Annotated in this window: 29 protein-coding genes, 2 pseudogenes and 1 riboswitch; of the genes and pseudogenes, 13 read left to right on the top strand and 18 right to left on the bottom strand. The window is 41.7% G+C overall.

Annotation, left to right across the window (positions count from 1 at the left end; genetic code table 11):
- Positions 1 to 60 precede the first annotated feature (60 nt).
- Entirely contained in the window at positions 61 to 549 is a 489-nt protein-coding gene (locus MKP07_RS12640; protein WP_240847514.1) for a TonB-dependent receptor plug domain-containing protein, read from the bottom strand.
- Positions 550 to 554: 5 nt separating this feature from the next.
- Positions 555 to 866 (bottom strand): carboxypeptidase regulatory-like domain-containing protein, encoded by a 312-nt coding sequence (locus MKP07_RS12645; RefSeq protein ID WP_240847515.1) that lies wholly within the window; start codon positions 864 to 866, stop codon positions 555 to 557.
- Between the two features lie 631 nt (positions 867 to 1,497).
- Between MKP07_RS12645 and MKP07_RS12650 the strand changes: the two genes are divergently transcribed.
- Positions 1,498 to 2,094 (top strand): TetR family transcriptional regulator, encoded by a 597-nt coding sequence (locus MKP07_RS12650; protein WP_240847516.1) that lies wholly within the window; start codon positions 1,498 to 1,500, stop codon positions 2,092 to 2,094.
- On the opposite strand, the gene MKP07_RS12655 is transcribed toward MKP07_RS12650, so the two are convergent.
- Genes MKP07_RS12655 through MKP07_RS38445 form a run of 3 tightly spaced genes read right to left on the bottom strand, consistent with a single transcriptional unit; the run spans position 2,077 to position 4,064 of the window.
- Positions 2,077 to 2,382 carry a CBU_0592 family membrane protein gene (locus tag MKP07_RS12655; RefSeq protein WP_240847517.1) on the bottom strand — a complete coding sequence of 102 codons (306 nt, stop codon included), beginning with the start codon at positions 2,380 to 2,382 and terminating at the stop codon, positions 2,077 to 2,079. The two genes, MKP07_RS12650 and MKP07_RS12655, sit on opposite strands and share 18 nt — an antisense overlap.
- A gap of 9 nt (positions 2,383 to 2,391) precedes the next feature.
- On the bottom strand, positions 2,392 to 3,180 hold the full coding sequence (locus MKP07_RS38440; RefSeq protein ID WP_317236005.1) for an ABC transporter substrate-binding protein: 789 nt from the start codon (positions 3,178 to 3,180) through the stop codon (positions 2,392 to 2,394).
- Positions 3,138 to 4,064, bottom strand: a complete 927-nt coding sequence (locus tag MKP07_RS38445; RefSeq protein WP_262919281.1) for an ABC transporter substrate-binding protein — start codon at positions 4,062 to 4,064, stop codon at positions 3,138 to 3,140. Before MKP07_RS38445 ends, MKP07_RS38440 begins: the two co-directional genes overlap by 43 nt.
- A 94-nt stretch (positions 4,065 to 4,158) precedes the next feature.
- On the opposite strand from MKP07_RS38445, the gene MKP07_RS12665 reads away from it, so the two are divergent.
- From MKP07_RS12665 to MKP07_RS12690, 6 genes are all read left to right on the top strand, one after another.
- Complete coding sequence (locus MKP07_RS12665) at positions 4,159 to 4,809, top strand: gluzincin family metallopeptidase (RefSeq protein WP_240847518.1); 651 nt, start codon at positions 4,159 to 4,161, stop codon at positions 4,807 to 4,809.
- Positions 4,736 to 5,416, top strand: a complete 681-nt coding sequence (locus MKP07_RS12670) for a M1 family aminopeptidase (protein ID WP_240847519.1) — start codon at positions 4,736 to 4,738, stop codon at positions 5,414 to 5,416. The genes MKP07_RS12665 and MKP07_RS12670 overlap by 74 nt, the downstream gene beginning before the upstream one ends.
- Positions 5,409 to 5,771 (top strand): hypothetical protein, encoded by a 363-nt coding sequence (locus MKP07_RS12675; protein WP_240847520.1) that lies wholly within the window; start codon positions 5,409 to 5,411, stop codon positions 5,769 to 5,771. Before MKP07_RS12670 ends, MKP07_RS12675 begins: the two co-directional genes overlap by 8 nt.
- 341 nt (positions 5,772 to 6,112) lie before the next feature.
- Positions 6,113 to 6,448 (top strand): hypothetical protein, encoded by a 336-nt coding sequence (locus MKP07_RS12680; RefSeq protein WP_240847521.1) that lies wholly within the window; start codon positions 6,113 to 6,115, stop codon positions 6,446 to 6,448.
- A gap of 110 nt (positions 6,449 to 6,558) precedes the next feature.
- Positions 6,559 to 7,380, top strand: coding sequence for a polysaccharide biosynthesis C-terminal domain-containing protein (locus tag MKP07_RS12685; RefSeq protein ID WP_240847522.1), 822 nt, complete (start codon positions 6,559 to 6,561; stop codon positions 7,378 to 7,380).
- 14 nt (positions 7,381 to 7,394) lie between these two features.
- Positions 7,395 to 8,231, top strand: coding sequence for a metallophosphoesterase (locus MKP07_RS12690; protein WP_240847523.1), 837 nt, complete (start codon positions 7,395 to 7,397; stop codon positions 8,229 to 8,231).
- 4 nt (positions 8,232 to 8,235) lie between these two features.
- Here the strand turns inward: MKP07_RS12690 and MKP07_RS12695 are convergent, their stop codons facing one another.
- The 7 genes and pseudogenes from MKP07_RS12695 to MKP07_RS12735 all read right to left on the bottom strand — a co-directional run bounded on the left by MKP07_RS12695 (position 8,236) and on the right by MKP07_RS12735 (position 16,353).
- On the bottom strand, positions 8,236 to 8,892 hold the full coding sequence (locus MKP07_RS12695; protein ID WP_240847524.1) for a DUF6089 family protein: 657 nt from the start codon (positions 8,890 to 8,892) through the stop codon (positions 8,236 to 8,238).
- A 27-nt stretch (positions 8,893 to 8,919) separates the two neighbouring features.
- Positions 8,920 to 9,962, bottom strand: a pseudogene (porN, locus tag MKP07_RS12705) (type IX secretion system ring protein PorN/GldN).
- 104 nt (positions 9,963 to 10,066) lie between these two features.
- Complete coding sequence (gene porM / locus MKP07_RS12710; RefSeq protein ID WP_240847526.1) at positions 10,067 to 11,578, bottom strand: type IX secretion system motor protein PorM/GldM; 1,512 nt, start codon at positions 11,576 to 11,578, stop codon at positions 10,067 to 10,069.
- A 163-nt stretch (positions 11,579 to 11,741) separates the two neighbouring features.
- Positions 11,742 to 12,368: a GldL-related protein gene (locus tag MKP07_RS12715; RefSeq protein WP_240847527.1), complete on the bottom strand. Its 627-nt coding sequence runs from the start codon at positions 12,366 to 12,368 to the stop codon at positions 11,742 to 11,744.
- Between the two features lie 46 nt (positions 12,369 to 12,414).
- A complete protein-coding gene (locus MKP07_RS12720; protein ID WP_240847528.1) occupies positions 12,415 to 13,038 on the bottom strand; it encodes a formylglycine-generating enzyme family protein in 624 nt (207 codons plus the stop codon).
- Between the two features lie 811 nt (positions 13,039 to 13,849).
- A pseudogene (locus MKP07_RS12730) lies at positions 13,850 to 15,018 on the bottom strand (trans-sulfuration enzyme family protein).
- Positions 15,019 to 15,096: 78 nt separating this feature from the next.
- On the bottom strand, positions 15,097 to 16,353 hold the full coding sequence (locus tag MKP07_RS12735; RefSeq protein WP_240847530.1) for an APC family permease: 1,257 nt from the start codon (positions 16,351 to 16,353) through the stop codon (positions 15,097 to 15,099).
- Positions 16,354 to 16,614: 261 nt separating this feature from the next.
- Here MKP07_RS12735 and MKP07_RS12740 point away from each other — a divergent pair, with 261 nt between their 5' ends.
- The 3 genes from MKP07_RS12740 to MKP07_RS12750 are packed head-to-tail and all read left to right on the top strand — an operon-like array spanning position 16,615 to position 18,497.
- A complete protein-coding gene (locus MKP07_RS12740) occupies positions 16,615 to 17,412 on the top strand; it encodes a sulfite exporter TauE/SafE family protein (protein ID WP_240847531.1) in 798 nt (265 codons plus the stop codon).
- Between the two features lie 31 nt (positions 17,413 to 17,443).
- Complete coding sequence (locus tag MKP07_RS12745) at positions 17,444 to 18,007, top strand: YeeE/YedE family protein (protein WP_240847532.1); 564 nt, start codon at positions 17,444 to 17,446, stop codon at positions 18,005 to 18,007.
- Between the two features lie 10 nt (positions 18,008 to 18,017).
- Positions 18,018 to 18,497, top strand: a complete 480-nt coding sequence (locus tag MKP07_RS12750; protein ID WP_240847533.1) for a DUF6691 family protein — start codon at positions 18,018 to 18,020, stop codon at positions 18,495 to 18,497.
- A gap of 64 nt (positions 18,498 to 18,561) precedes the next feature.
- Here the strand turns inward: MKP07_RS12750 and MKP07_RS12755 are convergent, their stop codons facing one another.
- From MKP07_RS12755 to MKP07_RS12780, 6 genes are all read right to left on the bottom strand, one after another.
- Complete coding sequence (locus MKP07_RS12755; RefSeq protein WP_240847534.1) at positions 18,562 to 20,142, bottom strand: carbohydrate-binding domain-containing protein; 1,581 nt, start codon at positions 20,140 to 20,142, stop codon at positions 18,562 to 18,564.
- 113 nt (positions 20,143 to 20,255) lie between these two features.
- Complete coding sequence (locus MKP07_RS12760; protein ID WP_240847535.1) at positions 20,256 to 20,828, bottom strand: hypothetical protein; 573 nt, start codon at positions 20,826 to 20,828, stop codon at positions 20,256 to 20,258.
- Complete coding sequence (locus MKP07_RS12765; RefSeq protein ID WP_240847536.1) at positions 20,791 to 21,333, bottom strand: hypothetical protein; 543 nt, start codon at positions 21,331 to 21,333, stop codon at positions 20,791 to 20,793. The genes MKP07_RS12760 and MKP07_RS12765 overlap by 38 nt, the downstream gene beginning before the upstream one ends.
- A 33-nt stretch (positions 21,334 to 21,366) precedes the next feature.
- The gene (locus MKP07_RS12770; RefSeq protein ID WP_240847537.1) at positions 21,367 to 22,077 is read right to left on the bottom strand and encodes a dioxygenase family protein; all 711 of its coding nucleotides are present in this window, start codon (positions 22,075 to 22,077) and stop codon (positions 21,367 to 21,369) included.
- A gap of 151 nt (positions 22,078 to 22,228) precedes the next feature.
- Positions 22,229 to 22,876: a LytR/AlgR family response regulator transcription factor gene (locus tag MKP07_RS12775; protein WP_240847538.1), complete on the bottom strand. Its 648-nt coding sequence runs from the start codon at positions 22,874 to 22,876 to the stop codon at positions 22,229 to 22,231.
- A gap of 54 nt (positions 22,877 to 22,930) precedes the next feature.
- Entirely contained in the window at positions 22,931 to 24,034 is a 1,104-nt protein-coding gene (locus MKP07_RS12780) for a sensor histidine kinase (protein WP_240847539.1), read from the bottom strand.
- A 27-nt stretch (positions 24,035 to 24,061) separates the two neighbouring features.
- A riboswitch (cobalamin riboswitch) is annotated at positions 24,062 to 24,279 on the top strand.
- Positions 24,280 to 24,368: 89 nt separating this feature from the next.
- On the opposite strand from MKP07_RS12780, the gene MKP07_RS12785 reads away from it, so the two are divergent.
- From MKP07_RS12785 to MKP07_RS12795, 3 genes are all read left to right on the top strand, one after another.
- Complete coding sequence (locus MKP07_RS12785; protein ID WP_240847540.1) at positions 24,369 to 24,680, top strand: TonB-dependent receptor plug domain-containing protein; 312 nt, start codon at positions 24,369 to 24,371, stop codon at positions 24,678 to 24,680.
- 5 nt (positions 24,681 to 24,685) lie between these two features.
- Positions 24,686 to 26,245: a TonB-dependent receptor plug domain-containing protein gene (locus MKP07_RS12790; protein WP_240847541.1), complete on the top strand. Its 1,560-nt coding sequence runs from the start codon at positions 24,686 to 24,688 to the stop codon at positions 26,243 to 26,245.
- A gap of 100 nt (positions 26,246 to 26,345) precedes the next feature.
- Entirely contained in the window at positions 26,346 to 26,927 is a 582-nt protein-coding gene (locus tag MKP07_RS12795) for a MarC family protein (RefSeq protein WP_240847542.1), read from the top strand.
- The last annotated feature ends 60 nt before the right edge of the window (positions 26,928 to 26,987 follow it).

Consider the following 26,987-nt stretch of genomic DNA (forward strand, 5'->3'; position numbering starts at 1 on the left):
TCTTGTTCCCAGGGAAAGAAGGTTCCATAAGAGTTGTCGTTCCAGGGGAGTTTTCAAGAGCTACCCGTCGTAGTTTTTTATAAATATAAGGATCGGTGATTGGGTCAGGCATAACCGTACGTTTTGATAACGCAAAGTAGTTATTGTACGAGATCGTCTGGCGTCCCCCAAGCTTTCCTTTTTTGTTTCGATCATTAGAACCCCGAAGGCGGCACGTGCGCCGTAAATAGCGGCAGTTCCACCATCTCTTAATGTAGTGATTGATTCTATATCGGTGGGATTTAACCTTAACATATCGTCTATTTGAGAAGCTATCCCGTCAATTAAAATCAAAGGTGAGCCGCCGCCGCCGTTGATAGATCCCATGCCCCGAATATTGATGTTGGGTGTGGCACCGGGTGCACCGCCGGCATAGGAGATATTAAGGCCGGCACTCAGCCCTTGTAGGCCTTGCAACACGTTGGCAACAGGACGGTCTGAAATCTTTTTCCCTGCAATCTGATCTACAGCGCCTGCAACATTTGTTCTTTTACGGGTGCCGTATCCCACTACCACTACTTCGTCCAGCCCCTGCGCATTTTTTTAAGAATAATGTTTAGAGCACCTGATGTACCGGTTTCAAAATCTTCGGTAGAGTAGCCAATTGCCGAAACCGTTAATAAATCTCTTGAATCTGCCGATACATTAAAAACGCCCGTACTGTCGGCCTTCACAGCTATACTGGTTCCCTTTACGGAAATAGTGGCACCTGGTATAGGAGCGCCTGTTTCATCCTTTACGGTACCTGTTACCGGCCTGGTTTGTGCAATAGCCGATGTAACCGCAAATAAAAAAAACAGCAAAGTAGATAGTTTTAATTTACTCATTGCAATTGTTTTTAAACTGAAAAAATATTTTAGCGATAGATATGATGGTGAGTCTTCTTTTATTCAGCGTCGTAAGCAATTTCACAAAGTACCATAACCGGTAAACACTGGCGCAGCAGGAGGATGTAGTTCGAGACTCGAAAATAACACACCTCTGTTTGTTAATGCAAATATAAATTGAATGAACATTCAATTTATATTAAAATTCAATGTTGCGCAAACGTTTGCATTGGCTGGTTAGCCTTGCTCCTGCTTCCGCAAAGCTGTGGTATGTATTCCTTTTGTGTTCAGGCAGATAATGCGTGTAAAATAGAGCTCTCATATTTTTATGGTTTAAACATTTAAAGGGCCTTAGGGCGCACTTTCAAAGAAAGAACAGTTTTCTTTTGTAATCAAAAAATAGTTTTCACGTAAGGAAATCGAATGCACTGTATCGGTACGTCAAAAATATATGGCAATACAATAGTAAAAAAATTAATTGAATGAACATTCAATTAATTTAATATTAATTTTGTGTTATCTGTTTTTTATTGATGAATTATGTCTATATTTATTTTTAGTTACCTTCTGGCAAAACGATATTGTTTGCTGATTATTTACAGGTTTTGACACCAGCTCTAATATAACCAATATGGGAAGACGAAGCTTAAAAGACGCGCGACAAAAAGAAATTATTGAAGTGTTTTACCAGATAGCTAAACAGGAAGGCCTGGAGAATGCTTCATTAGCCAAAACGGCAGAACGGGCGGGTATGAACCCCAGTTTGATCATACATTATTTCAAAAGCCGGGAGCAGCTTGTTTATGGGCTTATTGAATTTATACTGGATCGATACCTGGAAATATTTAATGTGCCCGTTTCCGCCAATAGTACGCCAAAGACTATATTGCTTAAAATTATTGATAACGTTTTTTCAAAGAAATGGAATGTTCTGTTTGATGATAGCGTTTCTTATAGTTGCTATGCATTAGCTTTACGCGACGAAACTATAGCGGGTCGTTACAGACAATTGCTAGAAACGCTTCGTAAAAACATGGAACAGTATATTAGGGCCTGTAAAAAAGAAGGGTTGCTTCAGGTTGCTAACCCGGCAGTTACAGCGGATCTTATTTTTGTATTAGTAGACGGCGCCTATTATTATCTGAGTTTGGTAAAACAAGAAAAGGAATACGAAGCAGGACTCAAGCGTTATAAAAAGCAGGCTATAGCCTTACTTAATTTTGTTTAGCTTTTCTAAAAAGATCGCTATAATCGCAATGACAGCTATGGAAAGCCATGCTAGATTGCATATTAAATTGGGGCCATCATTCATATAAACCGCATGAATAATCAAACCCAGCGCGCCCAGTATATTCAACACATGATAAGCAGGTTTATTAGCCTTTACTTTATTGAAACTTACCAGCAAATACGCAAGCAGGTAGAACCCGGTACCCACCCAGCCAACAAGGGAAGATACTGATTCACTTACGAAAGCTTTTAATAGTATGGCGGTTGTCAAATCAATGCAATACATAATAGTACTTTAATTTATTTGCGTTCGTCTGAGCTCTAAAAGATTTAAGGCGTTGGGAGGAAAGCCCGACACATTTTTTTGTACCAGGTGTATCACTTTATCGTACCACAGTGGTACTACAGGGGCGTCGTTAATAACTATCTGATCTGCCTGCCGGTATAACGTGTACCTGATCGAATCATTCGTTTCTTTTATTGCCTGTTCAAATACTTTGTCAAAAACCGGGTTCTTGTACCGGGTATAATTGGGTGGTGCCGGGTTTTTTGAATAAAAAACAGAGAGATAGTTTTCCGCATCCGGGTAATCGGCAATCCATCCACCTCTGAAGAAGGCTGCTTTGGAGCCTGAGGTCATTTCGAATAGCAATGATTTTTGTACTACTTCTACTTGTACCGGTATGCCTATTTCCTCCAGTTGCCGGGCTATAAAATTGCCAAAATCGGCATAAATAGAAATAGTTAACAGCTTAACCGGCTTTAAACCTTTTCCTCCCGGGAACCCGGCTTCCTGTAATAACTGAGCAGCCTTGTTCGGGTCATAGGTGTAGCCTTTCACCAGCGAATCGTTGAATGACGGGAGGCCCATCGGTACAAAACCGCTTTCAGCAGGAGTGCCTAAAGAATTTCTTAAATAAAGGATCATCTTACGCCGGTCAAAACCGTAGTTAATGGCCTGCCGGATCTTTCTCAGCCGGAGCGCTGAGTTTTTGACAATGGGGCTGCTGCTATCTACTAAAATTCCAAGGTATTCTATGTTTAAATAAGGCTGGGTTTGCAGTTCGATTTTATTTTTCCATATATCGCGAAGCGTTCCTTTTTGGTAAGCACTTCGTCTTTGAAACTGGGGTCGAGCTCATTGATAAAGTCTAGCTGGCCCTGACGAAATAAAAGGAATTCTGTGGCACGGCTATCTTTAAAGCTTATTTTAATGCCGTCGAGATAAGGTAAACGGTTACCGGTACTGTCTTCTTCAAAGTAGTGCTCGTTTTTTCCAAAGATCAAGGCCTGACCCTCTTCCCATTTCACAAATTTAAAAGGTCCGCTACCTACCGGGTGTTGGCGAAAATCCTTGCCGTATAACCGGACTGCTTCCGGAGCCACAATAGAGCAATACTGCATAGATAAAATGCCAAGGATCGGTTGGTAAGGCTGTAAAAGCTTTAGCTGGAATACCGTATCGTTGAGGGCCGTAAAGGGTTGAATACTGTCGGCTTTGCCGTTAAAGATCCACGCGCCTGGACTGGCTGTGGACGGGTCGATGATGCGGTTGAGGCTAAACACTACATCTGATGCAATCAGCCGCCGCCCTTTGCTTTGAGGAAAGCAGGCATCATTATGAAACAATACATCCTGCCGTAAATAAAAGGTGTACACTCTTTTATCGTCAGAGATCTCCCATCTTGTGGCAATGGAGGGGCTGATATTAAGGCTATCATCAATTTCTACCAGTGTGTTAAATAGCTGGTGGGCCGGCCACATGGTAGACTGGTTTTTGGCAAAAGCAGGATCAAGAGATGCGATGCCCGTGTACTCGTTATAATGAAAGATTTTTTTGCCGGACCTGTTTTTGGTGGAGCAGGAGCTGATAAAGAGTACGATGCAGGCAGCTACCCAAAGCACATGTGAGGCCCGCCTGCGGGCACGCCATAAATCAGCTGAATAATATACACGACCGTTTATCAATTTATAAAACAGATTTAATGTTGAACGGTTAAATTTACAATTCAATCAGGGGTATATGTTTAAAAACTTTTCCAAAATAGTTGTTTTATTTTTTATGACCATATCTGTGTTACCGTCACAGGCACAGCTTGGCATTTCTAAAAAAGTATTCGCCAGGCAGGATACGCTGCGAGGCAGCAATGGTGTGGGAAGGATAGGATGGGATGTATTACGTTATGATATTTCAGTAAAACCCGATTTTGTGTTAAAGACCATCAAGGGGGAAAATAAGATTACGTTCTACGACTCGGGCGCAAAATCGATGCAAATTGATTTGCAGGAGCCTATGTTGATTGACAGCGTTGTGTTTAACGGAAAACAATTGTTGAAAAAACGGGAAGGAAACGTTTATTGGGTCGAGTTCAGAAAACCTGGAGTTAAATACAAGATAAAGCCTGGTCCACAGGAAATTACCGTCTATTTTCATGGAACGCCTAAGGCCGCAAAGAATGCGCCCTGGGACGGAGGTTGGATCTGGCGCAACGATGAAAAGGGCCGTGACTGGATCAGCGTGGCTTGCCAGGGCCTGGGCGCCAGTGTTTGGTATCCTTGTAAAGATTACCAGGGAGATGAACCAGATAAAGGTGCTTCTTTAGCCATAACGGTACCCGATACACTAGTGGCGGTTGGTAATGGCCGCCTGGCAGGTGAGAAAAAATGGCGATGGTACGGCTACCTGGACCTGGGCAGTGAAGAATCCTATTAACAATTATAATATCATTCCTTACATAGGTAGGTATGTCAATTTCAAAGACCAAATGAAGGGGGAAAAGGGCGTACTCGACCTGGACTACTGGGTATTAGATTACAACCTGGAAAAAGCTAAAAAGCATTTTGAAGTGGTAAAACCTATGGTCACCTGTTTTGAGAGCTGGATGGGGCCTTATCCTTTTTATGAAGACAGCTACAAGCTGGTAGATGCTCCTCATTTGGGCATGGAACACCAGAGTGCTGTGGCTTATGGTAATAAGTATGGTATGGGGTACCTGGGAAAGGATTTAAGCGGAAGCGGCTGGGGATTGAAATTTGATTTTATTATTATTCATGAAAGCGGGCATGAATGGTTTGCCAATAATATTTCTTCGAAGGATATTGCCGACATGTGGATACATGAAAGCTTTACTAATTATAGCGAAACGATGTTTACGGAATGCCAATTTGGAAAGAAAGCCGGAAGCGAATATGTGATCGGAACCCGTAAAAATATAGCCAACGATATACCCATCATTGGCGTTTATGGAGTGAACGAGGAGGGTAGCGGGGACATGTATTATAAGGGAGGCAATATTACACACCATCCGGCAGGTGATTGACAACGATGCATTGTTTAAAAATATACTACGCGGACTGAACAAAGATTTTTATCACCAGACAGTAACAACACAGCAGGTGGAGCGCTACATGATTCAGAAAAGTAAAAAAGATCTGAGTAAGATCTTTGATCAATACCTGCGTACTACCCAGATCCCCCAGCTGGAATATAAGGTAGAGGGAGACGCCTTATTATACAAATGGGCAAATACCGTAAAGGGTTTTAATATGCCTGTTTTACTAACCAATGGACGTTGGCTGCATCCTTCAGAGTCCTTTCAAAAAGTAAGCCTTAAAGAAGCAGGAGGTAAAATAAACGTGATCCCGGATTTTTATATAACCGTTAAAGAAATATGATTTTAAGGGATGCTTTTTAGTTTGCAACTTAAAATGTTTTAAGTTTGGAGATTGACCTAAAGGTCATTTAAAACGTAAACCGGCAACTTTACAATGAGTTCAAAAATCAGGCGGCAAAGTATTGTTTCATCATTGGTTGTTTATTTTGGCTTTTCAGTTGGTCTACTAAATACATTCTTTTTGCAAAAGAAGGTTTATTCTCAAGTACAGAATTTGGGCTCACCAAAATCTTTATAGATGTTGCTGCTTTAATGGCTTCGTTGTCTACCCTTGCAATGCCATCGTTTATATATAAGTTCTACCCTTATTATAATGATAATTTAAAACCTAGCAAAAATGACATGCTGGCCTGGGCACTTGTGGTTAGCCTGGTTGGCTTTGCTGCTGTAACTATCCTTGGTGTTGCTTTTCAGGACCTTGTATTTAAGAAATACAGCGAAAACTCTCCCCTGTTTGTGACTTATTATTATTGGGTGTTCCCAATGGGTTTGGGCCTCACTTTATTCAACATACTGGAGGCTTTTGCCTGGAATTTACATAAATCGGTTTTTACCTCTTTTTTAAAAGAGGTAGAGTGGCGATTATTAGTGACCATCATCATTGTTCTGTTTTTTTCAATATTATTCCCGATTTTGACTTATTTATTAAGTTATACGCTTTTACTTACCTGGGCATAGCCGCAACGCTTTTGGGCTACCTTGTTCTTACTAAAAAGGCTCATTTTACTTTTCGGGTGAGCCGCGTAACAAAAAAATTTCTGAAGAAGATTACTCGATTTTGTTTCTTTATGTATGGCACCAGCGTTATTGTAACTTTATCTACCGTTTTTGATTCCTTTGTTATAGGTGCTACGCTTGATGATGGGATGGCGAAGGTGGGTATTTTTACCCTGGCATATACACTTACGAGCCTTATCCAGGCTCCCCAGCGAGGTATTATCGCTGCTACCATTCCTCATCTTGCGCGGGCATGGAAAGATAAAAACATGCAATCTATCCAAAATATTTATCACCGGTCTTCAATTAACCAGCTAATTTTTGCGGTACTCATACTTATATTAATCACATTAAATTACCAAAATGCTGTTATTACTTTTAAGCTAAAAGCTGACTACCTGCTAGGCTTTAATGCATTTGTTATTCTGGGTCTTACACGCCTTGTTGATATGGGAACTGGTGTTAATGCGCAAATTATTGGTACATCCAATTATTGGCGGTTTGAATTACTAAGTGGTTTAGTGTTGCTTGTTCTTATGCTTCCTCTCAATTACCTGCTTACAAAGCGGTTGGATATTATCGGTCCCTCGTTGGCAAACCTTATTTCTTTTTCTATTTATAATATGGTTAGAGTTGTGTTTCTCTGGAAAAAGTTCAGATTGTTTCCCTTTACGATGAAGTCACTTTATACGATATTGCTGGGGCTTGGCGTGTATATTATTGCCTGGTTATTATTTGATAAGCTGGGTGGGTGGACAGGTTTATTCGCGCGATCTATTTTTGTACTGATATTATTTGCTACTGGAATCTTTTTCTTAAAGCCTTCACCTGATATTAAGCCAGTTTTAGACTCGTTGCTAGATCGGGTATTTCCAGGTAGAAAGAGAAAGTAAATAGTTATACACCTATGAACCGTCGAAAATTTACAAAAATACTGGCCTGCCTGGGTGGTGCCTCGGCATTAACGGGCTTATATGCCTGGCAGGTAGAGCCCTTTAGATTAGAGTTTGTTAGAAATAAAATGCCGGTACAAAATCTGCCTGCTTCACTGCATGGTAAAATACTCATGCAAATAAGCGACATGCATGTGGGTAGGGTAGATAAAGCTTACCTGATTCAATCACTAAAGGAAGCGCAGGCCTATCAGCCGGATATTGTTGTTTACACGGGGGATTTTATTACCGAAAATGACGGGTTGGAGTTTGATGAATTACAGGATGTGCTCAGTCATAAAGTGAAGGGAAAGCTGGGGACTGTTGGCATCCTGGGTAATCATGATTACGGCAAAGGCTGGTCGCAGCAAGAAGTGGGTGACAGGGTAACGCGGTTGGCGACAGAAGCAGGCATTACCATTTTAAGAAATAACGCTGTAACAATAGAAGGATTAAAGATTATCGGGATCGATGATTTGTGGGGCACCAATTACCAGCCTGAGATTGCTATGGCACATTACATTCCTGGTGCTGCAACTGTTGTGCTTAGTCATAATCCTGATACCTGTGATGAAGACATTTGGAACAATTACAAGGGATGGATATTGTCAGGACATACACATGGCGGGCAGGTAAAACCTCCGTTTTTAAAAGCGCCCATTGTTCCTGTAAATAATAAAAAATATACGGCGGGAGAGATTCAACTTGAAGATGGCAGAACCTTGTATATTAACCGAGCATTAGGGTATAAATGGCAGGTACGATTTAATGTACGACCCGAAATAACCATTTTTGAGCTAGAACCCAGTTAAAACTCTACCACAATACATTGGAAGGAGCCAGTTCATAAATAACACCAAAACCAAAGCTATAATATATATTGGGATTATTAATGCCGCTGCCGGTACGACCATCCAGGTTTTTAGAGAATAACCTCGCATTACCCTCGGCCAATAATTTTACACGACTACTTACCTTGTATTTCACACCGCCGCCAACAGGCATTACAAATCCTATTTTATCACTGCTCTCTTTGGTAGCCATGGTAGAGGAGTAATTAAACAAAGTGTAAGCCCCGACACCCAGGTTAACAAAAGGCGTTACCTTATGACTTTGCAAATCAATAAAATCGTACTCTCCTTTAACCGTAAGTTCAGCCATTTCTGTTTGAAACTGACCATTAGGCTTATAAGCCTGTGATGCTACATTGGAATTATCAGCTCTCATACGGCCGCCAAACGCCTCAGCACGTAAAAATAGTTTATCCCAAACTTTATGTCGGTATACAATTGATGTATATAGTGATGTGTGACTGGCAAAAGATGCATCAACTGCAAAGCGGCCTGAATAACCAAGAGCTCCGAAATTAACACCGATACTATTCTTTTGTGGGCTAAATTTCTGCGAAAAAGCGCTTAAAGAGCTGACAATTATTGCTGAAACTATTACGATTTTTTTTAGAGAGATGGTCATAAGGAACGAGATTAGGGTCACACAATCTTACTTAGCCCAATTTTTTGAGCTTAAGTTATTAAGTTGTTTCTGGATGATTTCTGCCTGGTCTGCTTTTAAAGGAGTATTGCTAAACCCATTCTCAGCATCCAGCGACGATTTCTGGATAGTGCTTTCAAAAAGCCTGTTTTCAAAAACTTCTTCCCAGGTTACGTAACCTGATATGTTAAGTGGATTAGTAATATTATTACGTACCAAGGCTTTACGCAGGTCAGGGTAATAAACCCAAAAAACGGCATGTTCGCTGTTTTCCATCGTATAACCGTCAGAACTTGTGTAGCTGGCTAAGGGGGCAATACCCAGAATTCTTACGTAAGTTTTGCCATCGGTTTGTTAAATATCCACTCTTCCTTTAAACGGAATTTGTAAATAGAATCAGGAGCGACATCCCTCGCTCTCACCTGGTAGCCAGCTATATTACCTTCCATATCGTATTTAGCTACGGTGTCCACGCCGCCGCCAAATCCGGCAACAGCTTCGTCAAAGCTAATAGGTGTGGTAAAACGGTCATCTACGTTACTGAAGGCCTGTACACTATCATCTTTAATAGCACGTAACAGAATATTGATGAGTCGTTTATCATCGTCACCATCAATCGATTTATTGTAAAAGTAGCGCGCGTTTTTTTGTGTCCTTGCATCTATTGTACGCCAAACCCTTACCCTGTACATGGCATCTGCAGCATATAATTGTGTATAGGCTAATGGAGTAGCAGCGCTATCCGTATGATCGTCTTCAAGAATATTGTCTTTTCTCATGGATTGCTTAGACGTACCGTATAATCCACCCTCACCCTGATCTTCTACAACTTCAATAGGAAGGTCCGGAGCCCTGTTGTATTCTCCACTTTCTCCAGACTGAGCAGGAGTAGTTTTGCTTTTAGCGTCTCCTTTTTTGGTATCTGCAGTCTTTGTATTAGTTGTTTTTGTAGGAGTGGACGGGCTGTTGTCGTAAGCGCTCCTTCGCTGAGCTACCAACGAACTGCTGATCATTAAAAACAATACTATACTACAAGTAATACGAAATTTCATTTCTTCAATTTTTATAAGTATTCATGGCTCACAGACGAATATTTTCATATCCCGGTTGCCCAATGTGATAAACTAACCCGCAAACATTAAACCAAATCGTATATTTAGAAAAGGTTAAATGCTATTGGAGGTAATGTCCTGGTACCGCCAGGGCCGGAAGCTTTTATTTCATCAATGGTAATGGTACTTCCTGGTCGGGCTCTTTCGATAAGACTACGTGCCGCATTAAAAGAATTGCCTGAAACTGCTTTATGCATAAACTCAGGATAGCCTGCACCCGTAAATGTCATCGTATATTCTACCACTGTAAACTTAACTCCTTCAAATACAAAGTTTTCTAATTCAGCTCTAACTCCCGCCTGGGCCTTAAATTCGTTTACGCGCATACGGCCACCGCGGCTTGCACCCACCATGGCTGTAGGTGTAGGTACTGATTTTACACGGAAATCGAAGCTTGTAGATTGTTTACCATCATTGATAGTAACTTTTGCAGTTCCAGGTGTAGTAACCTTAGCAATATATTTACCACCGCTGCCCGAAATAGAGCCCTGGCTGATAGATACACGCAAATTGGCCGCATTGGTTCCACTTCCGCCACCTACAGAGATGGGGTTGTCCAGTCCTACATATAATACTTTTACTGCGTCTGCGCTTACGGTAAGGCCCGTAGGAGAAGCTACAGTATAGGTAATGTCTTTTGAAAGAGTTGCCGTTGTTCCATCGGGTTTTACAAAAGAAATATTTACTTTCCTGGTATAAGTACCCGGTCCACCTGCTGTTGTTTTGTATTCTGCAAGGCCGTTTGCATTCAATGGTACTGCAGCTCCATCGATTGTTACCGTGGGTTTGGCATTTTTACTGAAAGCTCCAACACCTGCGGTAATCGTGAATTCGCTACCTGGTAAAAGGAACTGCGCATTGGCTGTAGCCAAAGCCTGGAACTCATCATACACCACCTGAACTTCACCGATCTGGTTGTGGCAGTATTCAACTACCTGAGCTTCAGCATTTTTGATATCACTTTGGAATTTTGAAAGAACTGTAATCGCAGCAATGGCCGGGGTTCTTCTAAAATAAGCATCTTCCCAGTTTTTGTTGCTTTTGTTTTGCACGTCAGGCATGGTTAAATCAAGCGGTAAACTGTTTTGAAACTGTGCATTGATTTTAGCATCAATTCCAAGCAAGCTCTTTTTATAATCGTTCAATTTGTTAAACAGTTGCTGACCACCATCTCCGTCTACCAATATTTTAGTAGCAGCATTGGTATTTTTGGCGTTAAAATGCCCTCCATTTGCTCCACCTGCTTCGTTTGTTATCTGGCTCTTTACATTATCTATATAAGCCACCATTTCGTCTGATAGTTGTTTGGCACGCTCTGCCTTAGGCTTCCATACTGCGGCCAGATCTCTTGTCTTGGGATCATTTAGCTTGCCTTCAAGTGATGCAAATATGGTTGCTGTTTTTTTGTCGATTGTAGCGTTGGCATTGGAAAAGCTTTTATCCATTGTTTTAAAAGCATTTAATACCTCGCTCGATATATTTAGTGCCAGCAATGCTGTGAGCACCAAATACATCACGTTAATCATTTTTTGCCGGGGCTCTTTAGGTAAAGCCATAAATTATTCCTGATTTATGAGTTTTGATTTGAGACACAGAGTGCTCCTATTCAATTTTATATTTTGAAAACCTTATGCGCCAACGCTATCGTTTTAATGCAATAAAGCTCTTAAGAAAAATACCGATATACTGTTACGTTACAATAATCGGTAGCATCATTATCTATGCGCCTTTCATTTGCATAGCAGAGATCATGCTGCTGTACACCTGGTTTAGTTTGGCAAGATTTTTTGCCAGTTCCGCCATCTCTTTTTGAGTTGCTTTTGCATCTTCAGCACTGTTAATCAATGCATGAGAAGTTTCTGCCAGCTTATTATAATAAGTATTCACCCTGTGTATTGACAGCGTAGCTTCTTTTACCTGCTTGGCGTATTCTTCAGTTTCTACCACGCTGTTCGAAGCGCTGCTTATCTTATTGATATTAGATTCAAGCGATCTAAAGCCCTCGCTTAAGCGGTTTAAAGAGTCAGGAGTAATATCTGCGGCTTGCAACATTTCGTCCATAGAGGCTAATGCACTGCCGGTACGCGATGTTTTGGCAGGACCAGCTTCAACTACTGCAACTGTAGGGTTGTCGTCCAATACCTCAGGCTTAAAGGCATACACTAATGCATATATTAAAAATACCAATGCCTCTGTGTACATACCAAACTTCAACCAGGTGTCAGGATCTCCGATAGAGTGTGTATTAGTTAATTTGAACAGCGCTCCTAATAACACGGGCACAGCGCCTAAGGAGAAGAAAATATTCAAATAACGCTGAATGTTGGAGTTTTTTTCTGCCGGCATATACTTTATTTTTATTATGTTTTTTTGATTTTATTGATATTGTAATTTATTCGGGAAGGTTAATTACTACGCGGAAGCCGATATAAGAGTGCGTAGCATCCATATCCTCGTAAGAACGGTTGCCGGTGGTTACCATGGAGGGAGAATCTTTCCAGCTGCCACCTCTTAAAACCTTTCTTCTTTCGAACTTTGATTGAGATTGCGGTGTACCAAATTGTATATCCGGGTTGAACCGGTTCTGGAAGTTTTCACCGCCTTCATAATAAGAGGTAATCATCCATTCTGATACGTTATCGGCCATATTATATAAACCGGCCTGCCCTTTTTTACTGTCATTCACAAATACAGGGAAGATTTTACCCTGGGCTTCAACATTGCCATTTTCATCATCCGAAGATTTTGAATTTTTAGATGATTTCTTTTTCTCGTTACCCGCAATATCCAGGCTGGCTGCGTAGGACCACTCGGCTTCTGTTGGGAGACGACATTTACCACCTTCAGCCATTTTGTTTTTAGCCTGGTAAGAATTAATTTTTTGCTTGGTCATCCAATCACAAAAGGCATTTGCCTGGTTCCAGCTTACGCCTACAACCGGGTAATTCTGGAATTTCGGGCTGCTGAAATAGCCTACGGCCATCTGCTCGTTGTTGGAGTAACCAAAATCCCTCATCCACGACAATGTGTCCGGGTAAACAGGAACGGAGTATTTGTAAATAAATTCACTGGGTGCTTTGTCTTTATTCTCTTTTTTGCAGCTTCCTGGTAGTTAAATCCTTGTAACAGGTACACCAATTTAAGAGGATCAATAGCTCTTTTGTTATTGATGGTTTTAGACGGGTCCATTAACAAATCGCCCAGCTGACTCATGATCTGCGGATCCGAATAGTTGATTTTTGACGCTAATTTCCAGTTTACCGCAGTATCGCCGGCAACAATAGTAACATATTCGCCGCCCAGAGTACGCGCCGCGATAGAATCTCTTACCCAGTAAACAAATTCTTTGTATTGCGCATTCGTGATCTCAGTCTGAGAAAGATAAAAACCACTGATAAGTGCCGGTTTAGATAGTTCTTTTTCAAAACGGACGAGGTGTCAGATTGGTCCCCCATTATAAAAGTGCCGGTAGGGATTTCAACAACTGATAGCGGCAGGGTTGCAGAGATATCAGATTTTTTACTAACTAGTTTTTTTAATCGCTGTCCTTTTTGTGCGTAGGAAAAGTTTGTCGCCAGAAAAAGAACAAATACTACAGCCAGAAGTCTCTTCATGTTATATCAGATAAGGTTTAAAACTTAACAAAACTCCTTTTTTGAGCAAAACATATACCAAAAAACAGTTTTGTTTCGCAAATATAAGCGTTGAGCAACATTTTAAATCCTGCGATTGGTTGGAGGCGGCTTTAAATTGGATAAAACCCTCGTTTTAACAGACCAAAGCTGTTTTAGGTAACGATTTTTAATAATTAATTTATAAAGAAATTTTTATATCCGGGCAGACTGAAGCAAAGCCTGTTGAAGGTCTTTTATTAAATAATCTGCATCTTCCAGCCCGAAATAAAGTCGTACGTGGCGATGACTTTCATTATCCTCCTGGTAAACGTCTTCTTTTACAAAGGCACAGCGGGGAATTACCAGGCTTTCATGCCCTCCCCAGCTTACGGCCATTAAAAAATGCCGGAGGCTTTCACAAAATTTGACAATAGCCGCCCGTTTCCTGTTTTTAATTACAATGGTTACCAATCCCAAAGCTGCTTTCATTTGTTTTTTGGCGAGCTCGTACTGGTCAAAGGATGGATGAAAGGGGAAAATAATTCGTTCAATTTCCTCATGCGATTCTAAAAACGGATAATTTGAGCAGTTGTCTGGTTGATGCGTTCCAGCCGCATGGGGAGCGTTCGCAGGCCCCGCAACAACAGCCAGCCATTAAATGGTTGCAATCCGCTGCCAATGGTCATGAATTCCGTATCAAAAATTTTCTTCATCATGGCGTTCGTGCCACAAAGAACACCACCCAGGGTGTCGCTGTGACCACCAATGTATTTGGTCGCTGTTTGCATGGCAATATCAATACCTAGTTCCATTACATTCTGATAAATAGGTGTGCAATACGTATTGTCAATAAACGTAATGATATTGCTGTGTCGGGCAAATTGGGCAATCTCCTGCAGGGGCTGTAGCTCGTAGGTCCAGCTATTGGGCGATTCAAGATAAAACAAAACAGTATGCTCCCGGGTAGCCTCTTTCCAATTATCCAGCAGTTTACCATCAATATAAGTTACCGTTACATTAAAGCGTGGTAAAATGGAATCAAACATTTTTTTAGCTGAGCTGTAGGGGTTTCTAACCGATACAATATGATCTCCGGCTTTTACGTTGGCCAAAACTCCCGCGAAAATAGCTGCTGCGCCACTGCTAAAAAGTAAACAATCTTCGGACCCTTCCAAAGCTGCCAGCTTTTTACGTAATATATCGGTGGTGGGGTTAATGCCACGGCTGTAGATATAGTCATTCCTTTCGTCTTCGAAGGCATTGCTAAAGCTATCCACATCCTTAAAAGAAAAATTGCTTGCCTGCCAAATAGGAGGTGCTACGGCATTAAAGTATTGATCCCTGTTTTCTCCTAATTCGGTTATTATATGTGAGAGGTCCATTTTACGACAACGTTTTTTTATTTTTTCTATAGAAAAGAAAATAGATGGCTATAAAAAATGCCAATACAATCAAGCCCGTTAAGGCTGCATGGTCATTTTTTGGTAATCTACCGCGATACTGATGGCCAGAAAAGCGTAAGCCGCGATAAAGATAACCGGCAAAAGCGGATAAAGCTTCATGCTATAGATCCCTGTACCGTCCAGATGCCGGGTTTTTCGCCTGAAATAAAAAATGCTTCCGGCTGAGAGTGCCATTCCAAAGCAGTCGAGAAAAATTGAAAAACTCAGGATACGGTCAAATTCTTCCGCCCAGAAAACGACCAGTACTGCGATCATGGAAAAAACGGTAAGTGATGAAGTGAGCACTCCGTTTTTATTGGTTTTAGAAAATAAAGCGGGTAGTACTTTGTCATTGCTCATGGCATACATTACCCGGGGGTTGCTTAACAGAGAGCCGTTGATATAGCCTAAGACACCCAGGAACAATAATACCGACAGGATATTTTCTGCTTTTGTTCCCAATACCTTTGAGGCCATAATGGCTGCAATGTTTTTACTGTCTTTCAACTGCTCAAAACCAATTACCCGTACATAAGCATAATTTACCAGCAGGTACAAGGACACGATAATAAAAATTCCCCAGAAGATGCTACGCGGCACGGTGCGCGAAGGGTCCCTGACTTCTTCTCCAAAATTGATCGTTTGCTGGTAACCGCCATAGGTAAAGCTCACTGCTACCAGGCCGATGCCAAATGCTTTAATATAATCACTGAAAGAACCGGAAGCAGCACTATCTGCCTGTATAACGGGAGCGGCAGGCGCAAATACAACCGAAACGATCAGCAATAAAACCATTCCGATTTTGATTACCATTAAAATGTTCTGGGCTCGTGAGCTTAATTTAAGTCCCAGCATATTCACCCCATAGAAAATAACAATGGCCACGATAGCGAATAACAGCTCTATTGTTTTGATATCTTTTGAGGCAGGAAATAGCACGCCCGAGAGATATTCGCTGCCCACTAAAGCTACCATAGCCAGGGATGCCGCATTGCTTACCAGAATAATACAATTTATGGCAAAAGCAATGGAAGGGTGGTAGGCATAAGAGAAAACTTTATAGTATCCGCCTGTGGCAGGCGTTCGGGACCCTATTTCTGCATAGGTAAGTGCTCCGCAAAAGGCAACAATACCTCCAGCCAGCCAGCATAGAAAATAAGTAAGAACATCAGGAGTTGCTTTTGCTACATTTACAGGCGCCCTAAAGATACCCATACCGATTACAAAGGACACACAGATCATGGTGAGGTCGAAAAGACCAAGCTGTTTTTTCATTCGTGAATTTTTGTGGGCAGCAAAGCTGCAATGGTGGTGATACGCTGTTTTCTCAAGAATTGTTTTTAAAAACGAATGATTGCCGCCAGCAGTTGAGGTTTCTAAAGGCGTTTTGTTAGCATTGAAGATAAAGAATTATTTGAAAGCAATATCATTCTTTGGTTCCCCGAAATAAGGAGGAAATGATAGGTGTAAATCATAGGGAATTATAGTCCCCTCAATTGTATTCCTGATTAAATACGCATATTTGTATATTGATATATGGAGATTGCCGGCTACATCACTGCATTATTAATTGGTTTAACGCTAGGCCTTATTGGCGGCGGCGGCTCTATATTAACGGTACCTATACTGGTATATCTTTTCCAGGTATCGCCGGTACTGGCTACCTCCTATTCATTGTTTATTGTAGGCGTAACCAGCCTGGTGGGTTCTGTAAGCAGCTTTGCCAATAAAAAGGTAGATATTAAAACGGTAGTTGTATTTGGAACCTTATCAATAATTACGGTTTTCTGTATCCGTCATTACCTGATACCGCATTTGCCTGTTTTCATAATGATTAATGATCAGGAGGTGCCGGTCTCGCTTGTTACCATGTTGCTATTTGCCATCTTAATGATCGCTTCTTCTTTTTCAATGATAAGAGGAGAGCCTGATAAAAACAAGACTGTGGTGCATAAGGCCGGGATTGCCAAGATAGCTTTATATGGTATAGCTGTTGGACTAGTAACGGGTTTGTTGGGCGCCGGCGGTGGTTTTCTGCTCATACCTGCTTTAACGGTGTTGCTCCGGCTTTCTATAAGGAAAGCCATTGGCACTTCGCTGGTGATTATCACACTCAATAGCCTGATAGGTTTTGCCGATGATGTAACCCATCATGAAATGGATTGGCCATTACTACTAAAGATAACAGGGATATCTGTTTTGGGAATCCTGCTCGGTTCTATGCTGGGGCAAAAACTGGATGGGGGCTTTTTAAAAAAGGGTTTCGGATGGTTTGTGTTATTAATGGGCATTTATATTCTCGTTCATGAGCTGACAGGTATTGCAGGGTTATAGCCGAACAGTTAATTGAATTATCTTTATAGACATGATAGAACTGATCAAAAAGCCCTGGCCCTGGTATGTGGCCGGCCCTTTAATAGGACTTATCGTACCTGCCTTGCTGTTGTTAGGTAATAAGCATTTTGGAATATCTGCCAACCTGAGGCATATATGTGCAGCCTGTTTCCCGGCTAATATCCCGTTCTTTCAATACAATTGGAAAAAAGAAATCTGGAACCTGTTCTTCGTAGGTGGTATTCTCACAGGTGGGTATATAGCCGCGCAATGGCTCTCTGATGGCAATGCGGTTTCCATTGCACCTGCGCTGGCTTCAGAACTTCGTTCATATAATATTACCGATACCCAACACTTGTTGCCTCAGGAGATTTTTAGCTGGGAGCATTTATTGACCCTGAGAAGCTTTATACTGCTGGTTGTGGGAGGTTTTTTGGTAGGATTTGGTACCCGTTATGCGGGTGGCTGCACCAGTGGTCACGCTATCATGGGACTGAGCAACCTGCAATGGCCCTCCCTGGTAGCTACTATTTGTTTTATGGCAGGTGGCTTTGTAATGGCTAATGTTTTACTGCCTTTTATTCTGAATTTATAAAAATAACCCGATGAGTGATAAGATTACTGATTATGAAGTTCAATCATCAGAGAGCTCCATGCCTGTCAATACCAGCACAATGCATAATTTAAGGTACGCGTTGGTCGGCATTGTGTTTGGAATTGTATTTGTAAGGGCCGAGATCGTTTCCTGGTTCCGGATACAGGAAATGTTCCGGTTGCAAAGTTTTCACATGTACGGAGTAATAGGAAGTGCAGTGCTGGTAGGTATGATCTCAGTGTGGCTGATAAAGAAATCAGGTGTGAAAGCCATAGATGGTATGCCGGTAACCTTTCAGCCAAAGAAATTTCATAAAGGACAGATTTTCGGCGGACTAATGTTTGGACTAGGCTGGGCTATGACAGGTGCCTGTCCTGGCCCTCTGTTTGCGCAGATCGGATCGGGTGTAACCGTTGTGCTGGTTGTATTATTGAGTGCCGTTGCCGGTACCTGGATGTATGGCTATCTAAAAGAAAAGCTTCCTCACTAAGAGAAAGCTTTCTGAGACTATGAGCCGATCCTAAAATATTGTAAATACTTCCATCTTTTGTATTTTATCTGCCTCCTCCCGGGCCAGCACTTCCGCCTGCGCTGGTAACCATTGATGATGTTGTAAATGTAGTGCCCGAAGCTGCGCTGCCTTTCATGTAAGAGCCGCTGGTATACAAACCATTTAAGTTGGTGCCACCGGTTACAGCGCCTCCTGTATATACAGTATAAGAAGTGCTGGCTTTTAATTTAGGACTCGAAAATAATAGGGTCGTATAAGTTCGGGGTACTGTAAAAGTTAATGCTTCACTGGAGCCGTCGGTGGCTTCTATGTGAATAAGCTGGCTGGCGCTTGCGCCTCCCAATCTTACTGAACGTTGTGTACTTACATTTGCTGTTGGCATGCTGGTTGCCCCTCCTATGCCTACGATAATTCCTCCCGTAATTTTAAAAGTATTGTTATCGCAATCAAAGCCTTCTTCTGGTGAGCCGGCTCCTACAGATACTGTTTTACCACCGGTTATTGTTAAAATTCCATTGGAGTCGATGCCGTCATTGTTACTGCTATATACATAAGTAGTGCCTCCATTAATGTAAAGGGCTTTGCCGGCATTTAAGCCATCGTCGTAGGTCTTCAGTACAAGTGTACCATTGTTCAGCGTTAAAGTGCTCTTGCTCTCAATACCTTCACCACTTGTTGTGGTAATATTAAAAGTACCGCCATTGATGGTCACATAGGGGTCGATGGTAGCATCGGTATCGTATGAGGCCGCTATGCCATCGTCGCCGGTTTGTAAGGTAAAAGAGCCATCGTTAATTACGATATAACCTTCTTCGCACTCAATACCATCACTGGTTGCCTTAATATTCAGGGTTCCTCCATCCGCAATAAATGCATCATTCGTGTGTATGCCGTCTGTAGCCGCGCCGGTGATATTGATGTTGCCGCTGCGTACCCGTACATAGTCATCACTAACGATACCATGTTTATAATTGCCTTTTACATTCAGGGTTCCGTTGCCACTAAAAATCATTTGTCCTTCGCTGAAAATGGTTCCTTTCATGTCTTCGGTGCTGGTTGCATAACTAAAGCCATCTGTAAGTGTATTAGTTGTATTGTCAGCAAGCACAATAAAAGATCTTTTACTCGATTGAATATTAATGGCGGGTCCGTCATTATTGGTAATGCTCACTCCGTTAAGCGTCAGTTTAAACTTATTGTCGCTGTATATTTTAAGCGATCCGTTTGTTGTAGTTCCTGAAACAATATATTCTACGGCTTTAGCGGTTGATGTGATAATGACGTCGCCATTCGTTTCGGTGATGCTCACTCCCGATGCTGCCAGCGGATTAGTGATCGTGTTAGTTGTTCCAAACGAAATAGATACAGTGCTGGTAAATGATGAGTTCTCAATCAGGTCATCTGCATTGTAAGCGCTATCTGTATTACCCTCCTTCGCCGTACTGATAGTAGCCACATCTTCAATGTTCAGACTGGTGCTGCTATTTCCCTGACCATTGTTTTCAGAATTGCCGTTCTCTTCCTCTGTTTCGCCTGAAGTGATATCAGATTTAGAGCAGCTAATTGCAAATGCACTTAGAAATATTGCACAAATTATCAGTCTGATGTTTAATTGTATGTTCATATCTGTTGATTTTAAAATTCGGATAAAGCGTGTCTATACGGGTAACTCTATTAATAGAAGAATAGATTCTTTACCTAAAGATTCTATACCCAGTGAATGCGTGTTCCATACATTCAAAGCATCCGCTCATGCAGCAGCCTTCCTTCAATTTCGAATGATCCCTGTATGACAAAGCAAAAACTGGATCGGTGATGTTGGTCTGAATAACAGGTTGTCTCTCTTCTCATTTCAAATTTCCCAAGAGATAGTTTGACCCTCTCTTTATTAAATACATCGACCAATTCATTTTTACTATCATCAAGATTAAATGCATACCTGCTATTGCCACTGTTTTGGAAGGTATTGTTATCAAGGTATAATAGTATAAAATTGACAAGATGTTCTTTGTAGGGATTAAGCACTTTCAATGCGGTACCGGCATCTATTATAATGAGTTCTCCGCAGGCTATTTCAGTCTCTGTACTATCGGTTTCGGCGATAATACTTCCTACAATAGGTATCAGTATGATAAACCCTGTTGAATGGTATACGGCTGATTTCCCGCCTGCCAGCGTTTCATCTCTCATTGCCGTAAGATTTTTGAAAGCGGTTTGCTCCCTAAGAATGCTGATACTGCGCCAGTCCTCTGTTTGAAAAATGCGATGCCCGTCAGCTAAGAATATTGTTGCTGATGATTGATGTTGCATGATGTTGGTATTGAATAGAGTAAATGCTAAGAAATGGCTGGAGTTTAATTAGTTCCGTTTGTACCATTTTCCTCTCATTGTTGTTGTTGTCCGGATCAAGGGAAACCAGCAGGTGCTCTCCGATTATCTCATGTAAAACAACGGGGGCGCTATAAAAGATAACAGCCACTCTGTGCGCGTTCTTGTTATTGATGTTGGAGTCAATGATCTCAAACCTGTAAAGGTTGAAGGGGAGAACGGTTATGCCCAACGTATTTTGCACATATGGTATTTTCCCGAGCAGGGATATATGGCCCGCGATAGCCGCACTGACAAGAAAATGCAGTTTTTCTGCTTCCGGTACCTGGGCAACCAGTTGAGAAAATGTAATATGCTTTTTATCAGTATTAAATAACTGGAATTGCATTCGCAACTCTTTATAAGAGTCTTCAAATACATAGCGTTCCCAATGAGCCTTGCTTTCTATATCTATTACCCTGCGATAAGCGAGTTGTATTAATTTCATTGCAAATAATTTTACAATCAGGTAATTGAACAGTTAACCATTTACATTAATGGTATGCGTTAATGTATAGCCATTGGAAATGGTTCCTGTTACAGTAGCCAACTCCAGCGAAAGGGAATCAGAGAAAACATTATCTCTCGAATTCTGTGTGTCCTGTGTACCTCTCGAACTGTATGGACTAGCCGTTGTATAAACAGTATTGCATACGTCTGTCGGGAAAGCAATTTGTGTAACAAGCAAAGAAGTACCGCTTGCATTGTAAACATGCACGTGAATATGTGGCGCCCTGCCCGAGTACCATCCCGGGAAAATAGAGGTGAAAGTAACAAGCCCATCGGTACCGGTGGTTTGTCTGCCCCGTAACCAATGTACAGACGTGTAATTAGTAGATTGCATACCCGAACCGCCATATTCAGAATAGTTGCCGGCTGCATCGCAATGCCATACATCTACCATGGCGCCTGCCAGCGCTGCGCAATTATTGTTTTTGTTGGTGATCTTTATTTTCGCCGTCAGCACGACTCCGGTTCTGTCGCCTGTAATATTGGATTGTACCAGCGAAGAGGGGGTCTTTGTAGGAAAAGGTCCCTCGGTTTCGGTAGGCGTTGTAGTACAACTACTATCGATGGCTTCTTCCGTTTCGCTGTCTATTACATCGTTTTTAGAGCAAGCTTTCGCCATGGGAGCTACAAATGCCACACCAAGTGCAGTTAACCCTTTTGATAAAAATTGTTTTCTTTCCATAACCTTGATTTTTTCGTTCCATACAAGGTTACAACCCCGCAGAAGCGAATAAAAATCCGATAGGTGAAATGGAAAAATGTATCGGCGAATCACCTAAAAACTTGTTAACGGGGCTTGATCCTGGTGAGTACATCAGGCAAATAGCTCTCACTCACAGGAAGCTCCAACCCTGTAGAAAGCCTGATTTTCTACCCGATAAAGAGGCCAGGTGATCCGTGGCTACAATATAACTTCTGTGTACGCGTATAAATTTTTTAGGGGAGAGCTTGAGCGCTATTTTCTTTAAAGACATCAATGTCATTACCGGCTTGCTGTTACTAAGATGTATTTTGATATAATCGTCGAGGCTTTCGATGTAAACAATATCGCGGAAGTCTATTTTTATCATCCGGTATTCCGAATAAACAAAGAAGGGTTCCAGTTCATCAGCGGTGTTGCCTATTTGATACCTGGATAAAGCCTTTTGAAAAGCTTTTTCAAAACGGTCAAAACTAAAAGGTTTGAGCAGGTAATCTATGGCCTCCAGCTCAAAACCCTCCAGGGCAAACTCTTTATATGCAGTTGTAAAAATGATCATAGGTCTTGATTGCAACTGATTCACCAGGTCAATCCCATTGATGTCCGGCATATCTATATCGATAAACAGCAAAGAAGGCCGGTGCCGGTTGATGTAATCCAGGCCTGCTACTGCATTGTCAAATGTTTGGGTAAGGTCGATCTCGTTGATTTGGGTGCAATATTGTTTGATGATCTCCAATGCGAGCGGCTCATCATCTATGGCAACAGCGGATAGTTTCATGGGTACATGGTTTTAGTTTAATGTCTTCGGCTGTGATTACTACTTACAGGTATTTTATGGAAAGGAGACCTTGAACAACTGGTCGTCAGGAGTTATCCCAAGCTTGTAGTTGTTCTTGTAAAGATGTTCAAGTCTCTGTGTTACGTTCTGCAAGCCAATGCCTGCTCTTTTTGTATCATCGGCATTTTTTATAACCGGGTTAGATGTTTCCAGCCGTATCAGATCGCGATCTACATAAATGTGTATATTAATTTCGGATTCAACATTATTGCTGATGCCATGCTTGAAACAATTTTCTACAAAGGACATCAGGATAAGCGGTGCAATCTGCGCATCGCCATAAGTTCCGGTTACAGTATAATGAACGGTTACCTTTTTGCTAAGCCTTATTTTCTGTAAGGCAATATAGTCGTTGATGCAGGCTATCTCTTTCTCAATCGGTACAAAGTCAGTACGGGCCTCATCTGTTACATACCTCATAATATTAGAGAGACGTAAAATACTGGAAGCGGTTTGCTCATTTTTGGTGATCGCCAGCGCATAAATATTGTTGAGCACATTAAAAAGGAAATGCGGGCTGATTTGTGCCTTTAAAAAAGCCAGTTCGGCATTAGCTTTTTGAGCTTCAATGAGCGCTTTATTGCTTTCGGCTTGCCGCCATTGTTTGGAAAGAACAAGCATAGCGCTTACCGCCATAGACATGAAAAATAGTATCAGGCTGATAATGTCTATTCTCTGGCCTCCCTCGGGTCCGGGACCCATCTCTCCGCCAGGTTCCCGGCCATTGGGGTGAGGCGGTGGAAATCGTCCTTCATTCCCGTTGGGTGGGGGGCGGAATTGTTGGGCTCTATTACTTCTGAACGTACGCATCGTCTGTTCAAAAGGTTTCATATAAAAAGTGCCGGCGAGTAAAAGTATAAGCAGGGCTGCAAATGCGGTATACCTCTTTTTTAGAAACAAATGAGGCATTAAAACATACTGGTTCAGGTAAAATATAAAAATGTAGCATGTTGTGAAAAGAATGAATGAGCCTGAAAAAATAACCTGCAGAACTGTTTGGTCGCCCGTATTGCCGTTGTGCAGAAATGCGGCTACCAGGCAGATAAAAAAAAGCCAGCAGAGTAAATGGGTAAGTATTTTAAGGCCGCGTCTGTTCATGCTAAAACAAACTTAATACATTTCTGTACTTTTGCCGCGATTTTTGGTCTCCGCGGTAGCGGAGTTAAAAGGAAGTCCGGTGTACTTGTCTGCCGCAGGCACGGAGTCCGGCGCTATCCCCGTAGCTGTAAGGTTCAGGAATGATACATTCCTTTTTCGCACAGGACCCACTGTCTGCCGCTGGCTGACGGGAAGGGAGCGAAGCTGAACCAAGCCAGAAGACCTGCCAACTATCGTACTATATTATTCAGGCTTTCGGGTGAAAGGCGTGAAATGTAACCGCTCCTGCGTTTATATTTCCTTTGACCTGGCGTTAAACTAAAACACACTAAAAGTGAAAAAGGTAATTTTATCGATGTTGGCATTTACATCAGCCGCATCATTGATGGCGCAACAGGATGTAATTAATCAAAACCTGGAGAAGGTAACAGTAACTGCAACAAGATTTCCAAAAAAGCTAAGCGAAACAGGCAAAGTGGTGAGCGTCATCAGCAGGGCGGATCTGGATCGGGCAGGCGGAAAAGATCTGGCCCAGGTATTAAATGAACAGGCTGGAGTAATTATTAACGGAGCCAATAGCAATGCTGGTAAAGACAGAAGTGTTTTTTACGAGGTGCGGCCAATGCTTATACGGTTATTCTTATAAACGGCGTGCCTGTAAACGATCCTACGGGAGTAGGTGGTGCCTACGACCTGCGAATGCTGCCGGTAGAGTCGGTAGAAAGAGTGGAGATTTTAAAAGGAGCGCAGAGCACGCTTTATGGAACCGATGCGATAGCGGGGATAATTAATATCATTACCCGCAAGGGAGAAGGGAAAGCTGCGAATTTGTATGGGGGCATCAGCTATGGACGGTATAACACCCTCAAGGCGAATGCAGGGTTAAATGGCAGCTTCAAAGAGTCCTCTTACAACCTTTCTTTTATGCATGACGAAACCGGGGGTATTGCAGAAGCAAAAGATACACTGGGTACGCAAGATTTCCCTCGTAATGGTATGCTGCGCAACTCTTTGAGTATGGATATAGATGGCGCGGTTACCAATAACTTTCATGTAAAGCCATTTTTCAGGTATGCTTACTTTAAAAGTAGTTTTGCCAATGATGCTTTTATAGGCGGCGCTAACCGTTTTGCAAGCGAACTACTTTCTGCCGGAACACAGGCTCAATATCGTTTTGACAAGGGAACCCTAACTGGTATCTTTTCGTTTGATGACGTAAAAAGAGAATATCCTGATGGTTATGTAAAGTCTTACGAAGGAAATAAGAAAACTGCCGAATTGTTTAATCAGGTGGATTGGCACCAGCATTTTCAAACATTGCTGGGAGTGAGGTATGACGATATTTCCATGAAAAACCCTAACCCAACTAACCTGGATACCAATATACAAATGGTGAGCCCCTATTTGTCCTTGTTCCTGAGGGATTGGAAAGGCTTTAATCTGGAAATGGGAGGGCGACTTAACAATCATTCAAAATATGGGAACACATTTACCTACTCTGTTAATCCCTCTTACATAGTAAACAACCAGGTGAAGATTTTTGTAAATTATGGAACTGCGTTCCGGGCTCCGGCTTTGTCTGAATTATATGGCTCGTTTGGTGCTAACCCAAATTTGAAGCCCGAAGAATCTCACACTTTCGAAGGAGGTTTGCAATACACCAGTATTAATGATAAGCTGGATATACGAGCGGTTGTTTTTAAAAGAAATACAAAAAATATCATAGCCTATCAAAATCAGCAGTATACCAACTATAACCAGCAAAAAGACCAGGGACTGGAAATAGAATCCTCTGTAAAGATTAACGATGATCTTCAATTAAAACTGTTCTATACGTTTGTTGAAGGAAAAGTAACTACGCCTGCTTCGAATGGCGATACCACATATAATAATTTATTTAAACGCCCGCGGCATACATTTGGATTGAATTTAGGATACCAGGTTACGCCCGCTTTTTATGTGAGCACTCACTTCCAGAATTTTGGCAAAAGAAACGATCTGTATTTTGAATCCGTTCCACCTTACGGGCAGCGAACAGTACCGTTGGCTGGTTATCATCTTTGGGATATTTATGGGTCTTATTCGTTTTTGAAATCAAAAATCAGTGTTTTTGCGCAGGTAACTAATCTGTTAGATGCTGATTACTATGAAGTATATGGTTATAGTGTTTTGGGCAGATCATTAAATGCAGGGATCCGGTTCAGGCTCTAAATGGTTGGGCCGGCAAGAGCAAGCTCAACTATTCGAATACCCGAAACAATCATCTATATTCGTATAGCATTTGCTATTGGTAACCAACAAACCAGCTGATATGAATTTAAGCTACAAAGAAATTCTTACTGTTGCTTTTACACTCTTTGCTATTATTGATATTATAGGATCGGTGCCTATACTTATTTCTATAAAAAACAAAGCAGGCGGCATCAGGGAGTTTAGGGTTACCATCATTGCAGGGGCATTAATGATTTTATTTTTATTCCTGGGCGGGCCAATACTAAATGTATTGGGACTCGATGTTAAATCTTTTGCCGTTGCCGGTTCCATAGTAATTTTTATACTCGGACTGGAAATGGTTTTGGGAATCGAGTTTTTTAAATCCGACGGAGATGTAAAGGCGTCAACCGTAGTGCCCCTGGCATTCCCGTTGATTGCCGGATCCGGAACGTTAACCACCATTATGTCATTGAAGGCCAACTACGGGGTATACACCATTCTTTTTGCTATTGTATTAAACCTGATTGTCATCTACACGGTTCTTAAGTCATTAAGTGGAATATCGAAACTTTTAGGCCCTAGCGGATTGATTGCTATCAGGAAATTTTTTGGGGTGATCCTATTAGCCATCTCTGTAAAGATCTTTGCCGCAAATGCAGCGGGGTTACTCAACCACTAATTGTTGGGACGATAATAAAAGCTACTGGTTTAAGTAGCTTTTGAGTTATGTAGCAATAAT

Origin of the sequence: Paraniabella hibiscisoli, from assembly GCF_022512515.1 — a bacterium.
Lineage (GTDB): Bacteria > Bacteroidota > Bacteroidia > Chitinophagales > Chitinophagaceae > Niabella > Niabella hibiscisoli.

Coding starts and splice junctions, on each gene's coding strand:
- MKP07_RS12740 (WP_240847531.1), top strand. CDS start 16,615: ATGGAGATTGCCGGCTACATCACTGCATTATTAATTGGTTTAACGCTA.
- MKP07_RS12775 (WP_240847538.1), bottom strand. CDS start 22,876: ATGAAACTATCCGCTGTTGCCATAGATGATGAGCCGCTCGCATTGGAG.
- MKP07_RS12685 (WP_240847522.1), top strand. CDS start 6,559: ATGTATGGCACCAGCGTTATTGTAACTTTATCTACCGTTTTTGATTCC.
- MKP07_RS12755 (WP_240847534.1), bottom strand. CDS start 20,142: ATGAACATACAATTAAACATCAGACTGATAATTTGTGCAATATTTCTA.
- MKP07_RS12765 (WP_240847536.1), bottom strand. CDS start 21,333: ATGAAATTAATACAACTCGCTTATCGCAGGGTAATAGATATAGAAAGC.
- MKP07_RS12715 (WP_240847527.1), bottom strand. CDS start 12,368: ATGCCGGCAGAAAAAAACTCCAACATTCAGCGTTATTTGAATATTTTC.
- MKP07_RS12745 (WP_240847532.1), top strand. CDS start 17,444: ATGATAGAACTGATCAAAAAGCCCTGGCCCTGGTATGTGGCCGGCCCT.
- MKP07_RS12690 (WP_240847523.1), top strand. CDS start 7,395: ATGAACCGTCGAAAATTTACAAAAATACTGGCCTGCCTGGGTGGTGCC.
- MKP07_RS12670 (WP_240847519.1), top strand. CDS start 4,736: ATGGCCGCCTGGCAGGTGAGAAAAAATGGCGATGGTACGGCTACCTGG.
- MKP07_RS12695 (WP_240847524.1), bottom strand. CDS start 8,892: ATGACCATCTCTCTAAAAAAAATCGTAATAGTTTCAGCAATAATTGTC.
- MKP07_RS12655 (WP_240847517.1), bottom strand. CDS start 2,382: ATGTATTGCATTGATTTGACAACCGCCATACTATTAAAAGCTTTCGTA.
- porM (WP_240847526.1), bottom strand. CDS start 11,578: ATGGCTTTACCTAAAGAGCCCCGGCAAAAAATGATTAACGTGATGTAT.
- MKP07_RS12735 (WP_240847530.1), bottom strand. CDS start 16,353: ATGAAAAAACAGCTTGGTCTTTTCGACCTCACCATGATCTGTGTGTCC.
- MKP07_RS12665 (WP_240847518.1), top strand. CDS start 4,159: ATGACCATATCTGTGTTACCGTCACAGGCACAGCTTGGCATTTCTAAA.
- MKP07_RS12795 (WP_240847542.1), top strand. CDS start 26,346: ATGAATTTAAGCTACAAAGAAATTCTTACTGTTGCTTTTACACTCTTT.
- MKP07_RS12645 (WP_240847515.1), bottom strand. CDS start 866: ATGAGTAAATTAAAACTATCTACTTTGCTGTTTTTTTTATTTGCGGTT.
- MKP07_RS12770 (WP_240847537.1), bottom strand. CDS start 22,077: ATGGAAAGAAAACAATTTTTATCAAAAGGGTTAACTGCACTTGGTGTG.
- MKP07_RS12680 (WP_240847521.1), top strand. CDS start 6,113: ATGCTGGCCTGGGCACTTGTGGTTAGCCTGGTTGGCTTTGCTGCTGTA.
- MKP07_RS12750 (WP_240847533.1), top strand. CDS start 18,018: ATGAGTGATAAGATTACTGATTATGAAGTTCAATCATCAGAGAGCTCC.
- MKP07_RS12650 (WP_240847516.1), top strand. CDS start 1,498: ATGGGAAGACGAAGCTTAAAAGACGCGCGACAAAAAGAAATTATTGAA.
- MKP07_RS12760 (WP_240847535.1), bottom strand. CDS start 20,828: ATGCAACATCAATCATCAGCAACAATATTCTTAGCTGACGGGCATCGC.
- MKP07_RS12720 (WP_240847528.1), bottom strand. CDS start 13,038: ATGAGGGATTTTGGTTACTCCAACAACGAGCAGATGGCCGTAGGCTAT.
- MKP07_RS12780 (WP_240847539.1), bottom strand. CDS start 24,034: ATGAACAGACGCGGCCTTAAAATACTTACCCATTTACTCTGCTGGCTT.